This window comes from Curvibacter soli, from assembly GCF_029211125.1.
Taxonomy (GTDB): Bacteria; Pseudomonadota; Gammaproteobacteria; order Burkholderiales; family Burkholderiaceae_C; genus Curvibacter_A; species Curvibacter_A soli.
This window is the reverse complement of sequence record NZ_JARGEN010000066.1, coordinates 1-3,351: the sequence shown is the minus strand read 5'-3', so window position 1 is coordinate 3,351 and position 3,351 is coordinate 1. Positions and strand designations below refer to the sequence as shown.

6 protein-coding genes are annotated in these 3,351 nt (G+C 60.7%); all 6 read right to left on the bottom strand.

Annotated elements, in window-relative coordinates:
• Positions 1 to 98: 98 nt before the first annotated feature.
• Genes PY257_RS14245 through PY257_RS14220 form a run of 6 tightly spaced genes read right to left on the bottom strand, consistent with a single transcriptional unit; the run spans position 99 to position 3,126 of the window.
• Complete coding sequence (locus PY257_RS14245) at positions 99 to 320, bottom strand: hypothetical protein (RefSeq protein WP_275742982.1); 222 nt, start codon at positions 318 to 320, stop codon at positions 99 to 101.
• A 22-nt stretch (positions 321 to 342) separates the two neighbouring features.
• Complete coding sequence (locus PY257_RS14240; RefSeq protein WP_275742980.1) at positions 343 to 624, bottom strand: DUF4236 domain-containing protein; 282 nt, start codon at positions 622 to 624, stop codon at positions 343 to 345.
• A gap of 5 nt (positions 625 to 629) precedes the next feature.
• Complete coding sequence (locus PY257_RS14235; protein WP_275742978.1) at positions 630 to 1,379, bottom strand: hypothetical protein; 750 nt, start codon at positions 1,377 to 1,379, stop codon at positions 630 to 632.
• A gap of 30 nt (positions 1,380 to 1,409) precedes the next feature.
• Positions 1,410 to 2,336 (bottom strand): ADP-ribosylglycohydrolase family protein, encoded by a 927-nt coding sequence (locus PY257_RS14230; RefSeq protein ID WP_275742977.1) that lies wholly within the window; start codon positions 2,334 to 2,336, stop codon positions 1,410 to 1,412.
• Complete coding sequence (locus PY257_RS14225) at positions 2,287 to 2,835, bottom strand: HD domain-containing protein (RefSeq protein WP_275742975.1); 549 nt, start codon at positions 2,833 to 2,835, stop codon at positions 2,287 to 2,289. The genes PY257_RS14230 and PY257_RS14225 overlap by 50 nt, the downstream gene beginning before the upstream one ends.
• Before the next feature lie 21 nt (positions 2,836 to 2,856).
• Positions 2,857 to 3,126 carry a hypothetical protein gene (locus PY257_RS14220; RefSeq protein ID WP_275742973.1) on the bottom strand — a complete coding sequence of 90 codons (270 nt, stop codon included), beginning with the start codon at positions 3,124 to 3,126 and terminating at the stop codon, positions 2,857 to 2,859.
• Between the last annotated feature and the right edge of the window lie 225 nt (positions 3,127 to 3,351).

Here is a 3,351-nt window from a genome sequence, read left to right as displayed (position 1 = left end):
TACGAGTCAGCGCACCGGGTCACGTTAGGTTCGGGGTTATAGCCACCAAAAAATATCTCGACCTGGCCCTGCTGCCTGCCTGCCCATAGTCTCTTTCATTAGCGGGGGTGGGGGAAGCTGCACCATGAACGTTTGGTCGGCTCACCGACCGCGTCGAGCACCGGGTCGTACCGCTCAATGAGCGCAACCAGATCGGCGTTGTCGCCTTGGTCGGAGACGCGCTGCCCGTCCTGGTACCGGTGCAGCACGGCCTTGTAGTGTTCCAGGGCACTACTCTGGGTCCGGAAGATCCGGGAACCGATCTCGACAGCCTTTGCCATTCTTCCTCCTCCGTGTCCTGCGTCAGCGCAGCAGAACGTAAGCCACCACGGCGACCAGCGCGAGCCAGAACAGGACTCGCGCACCACTGCGCTTCGTCCCCGGCTCCTCGGGCGTGGCCTGGTTGTCCAGCGACTCGCGGTACGACAAGCCTGTGCCAGGTATACCCACGTTGCCGGTGACCTTGTCGCCCCGGAAGTTCACCGACGCGCCCGGGCGCCCGACCGTCCACGACGAACCAGACTTGCTCAGGTTGAGCGTAAGGCCCTTGAAGATGCGGATGCGTTTTTGGAAACGGAAACCCATAGTGATCACATCCTGTAGCGCATCGGCGCCGATTGCTTTTCTTTGATCAGCTTGGTGATGAGGTTGCTGGTCACACCGACATCGCGTTCTTCGATGGTCAGGATCACCAGTTCGGCCTCGTCGAAGCGACCCAGCTCCCGGTACAGCTCTGCAAGCTCCATGGTGTATCCGGGCCGCGATGCAGCGCCCCATGCAAGCAATATTTCGCTCAGTCGCGTCATGTTTCGAAGCTGTTCGTCTGTCGGTTCGAACGCTGGATACGTGAATGGGCTTCCCGGTGGCCTGCTGTAGCTGGGCGCCTTGCGACGCCGCAACCTGTCCCACCACGTTCTGCGATCAGGGTTGGCTGCCTCCCATACTGCCTTCGTAGCAGCCTCCTCCGCGTCCCGGTGCTGACGGTATCGATCCCTGTACGAGTGATTGAGATGACGCCAGTGCCCCAGCCTTGCAGCGGCCTCCAGATCCTCACTGTCGGTATTTGCGATGCACTCAGGCAGTAGGTCGTCGGGCACAAGATTCATACGCGGAAGGTCACTGGCCTCAGCTGTCTCGATTTCCACCAAGTCCTTCAGCAGTACGAACCGGCCGCAGTTGCAGCGGCGCAGGCCTTCGTCATTTGGCATGAGCGAGCCATCCCGCCACCCATCAGTCCAGTACTCGAAAGCGGAGAAGTTCATCGAGACGTACCGAGGAAACGCATAGCGCGCACCACAGCACGGTGCGGCCAAGATGCGTACTCCTCTGACGATGGTCATGTGCTCGATTTCCTGCTTGCTGGCATTGATTCAAAACCCGGGGTACTTCTGCCAGACGCGCTGGTTCATCTCTGCGTTCTCGCTGTACTCACCGATGTCCCAGTCCTTGAATGCGTAGAGATCTTCCGCGACGGTCGTGATGACCTCGCGCAACTCCAAGGGCTCCAACCACTCGGATGGAATCGCCTTAACCCCTTGCATGGCGCCCAACATGTTGCCGGTGATCGCCCCCGTCGAGTCAGAGTCGCCGTCGTGATTCACGGCCAGGATGACGCCGTGTTTGAAGTTGCGTGCGACCAAAGCGCAGTAGATAGAAATGGCGAGGGCCTCTTCCGCAACCCAGCCCTGGCCGAGCTGTGCGATGGCGACTTCGTGTGCCTCGCCGCTCGCCGCCAGTGTCTCGGCCATCTCTATCGCGCGCAGGGTCTCCTCATGTCGAGGCTCGGCGCACAGGATCGTTTTTGTGGCAGTCAGCGCTTCGGACACCTGGCCCAGACCCGTCAGGTAATCAGCGCTCTTAGTGTCCAGTGGGCGAAACACCGCAACGCGTAGCCGACCGTCGTCCCTTGGGGCGATCGCAGCGATCAGATCGTCACCACGCTGCACTGTGACCAGCTTGTCGCCGAGATCCACCGGCCCGACTTCAACCCACCAGTGGTCACCGGCGGCTGAAATCACGTCCCGGCCATCGTCGGGCGCCAGCAGCTCGGCCAGCCGACTCATCGCTGGCTCGTATCGCTTCCATTCGGTGCCGCCGTCGCGCGTGCTCATCTGCAAACCATGCAGCAGCATCGCCAGCGGTAGCTCTCCCCCTGCGTCCACTGCTGACTTCAGATCAGCGCTGGCAATCGGATAGGCGATGTCCGGCAAACCGTATCGCGCCAGCACCTCTGGCTTGAGGTGGACGTCAGCGAAGTTCGGCATGGCGAGCCAGAAGGCGATCGAACGCTGCTTCAAGTTCAGGGTGGACGCCGCGTACTCCGGCGACGACTTTGGCTGCCCAGTCGAAGTAGCCTTGCTTGCGTTCTGGCGACCAGTCGGACGGCGGTGACGCCAGGATGTCCCGCAGATTGCATATCTTGTCTGCCAGCTTCACGAGCTTGGCTTCCTTCGAGATGTGCGGGGCGTGTTCAATCTGGCGCTGCTTGCGCACATGCTTTTCCAACGACTTGTCGTCGGTCACGTCGAGGACGATCGCCGTGATTCGCGACCCGAAAGTCGCGGTCAACTCTTCCGATGTGGTCTCGGTGTCCTCGATCGTGTCGTGCAGGACCGCCGCGCACAGAACCGCCACATCAGTGACACTCCCCTCGTTCGCCAGCACGTTGGCCAGCCCGATCGGATGGTTGATGTAGGGCGATGCCTCCGCATCCTTGCGACGCTGATTCCGGTGCTTGTCAGCCGCGAAGGCCACGGCCTTCACGAGCATGCCGAGCGGGTCTGAGTACTGGTCCATCTGTCGGTCCCTTTCGTAGATCTATTGGGCTCGCGGAGCGGATGCGTCGATCAGCGCGATCGCCTCGTCACCCTTGCCGGTGGTGATCAGCAACCACAAGGCGCTGCACTTGACCTGCGCGTCGCCTGACGCATCCTCCAACTGCTTGATCAGGTCCAGTTCGGTTTCCGCCTGCTGCTTCGCTTTGCGCCCGCCGTACTCCTTGACGAGGTGGTCGCCCGCCACGTCCATGGCCTTGATCAGGGCGTCTTCATCGGTCCTGATGCCTTGCCAGAAGAAACGGTCAGTCATGGCCTAGCGAGGAAACTCAGCGATGCCCTTCAGCAGCGCGAATGCCTGGCCCCATGGCGACGACCATTCGGAGGACTGGCTCGGGTTGAAGGCGACCGGGGAATAAGCCTAGAAACGGCAGTTGACCCAACCAAAAAACTGAAAAAACCGAGGGACTTGCAGAATTCAAAATAGCAGCAGGCCGGAATTCGCTCAGTGCTCAAATTTTGAGCACTTTTCAACGAC

Coding starts and splice junctions, on each gene's coding strand:
- PY257_RS14245 (WP_275742982.1), bottom strand. CDS start 320: ATGGCAAAGGCTGTCGAGATCGGTTCCCGGATCTTCCGGACCCAGAGT.
- PY257_RS14240 (WP_275742980.1), bottom strand. CDS start 624: ATGGGTTTCCGTTTCCAAAAACGCATCCGCATCTTCAAGGGCCTTACG.
- PY257_RS14235 (WP_275742978.1), bottom strand. CDS start 1,379: ATGACCATCGTCAGAGGAGTACGCATCTTGGCCGCACCGTGCTGTGGT.
- PY257_RS14225 (WP_275742975.1), bottom strand. CDS start 2,835: ATGGACCAGTACTCAGACCCGCTCGGCATGCTCGTGAAGGCCGTGGCC.
- PY257_RS14220 (WP_275742973.1), bottom strand. CDS start 3,126: ATGACTGACCGTTTCTTCTGGCAAGGCATCAGGACCGATGAAGACGCC.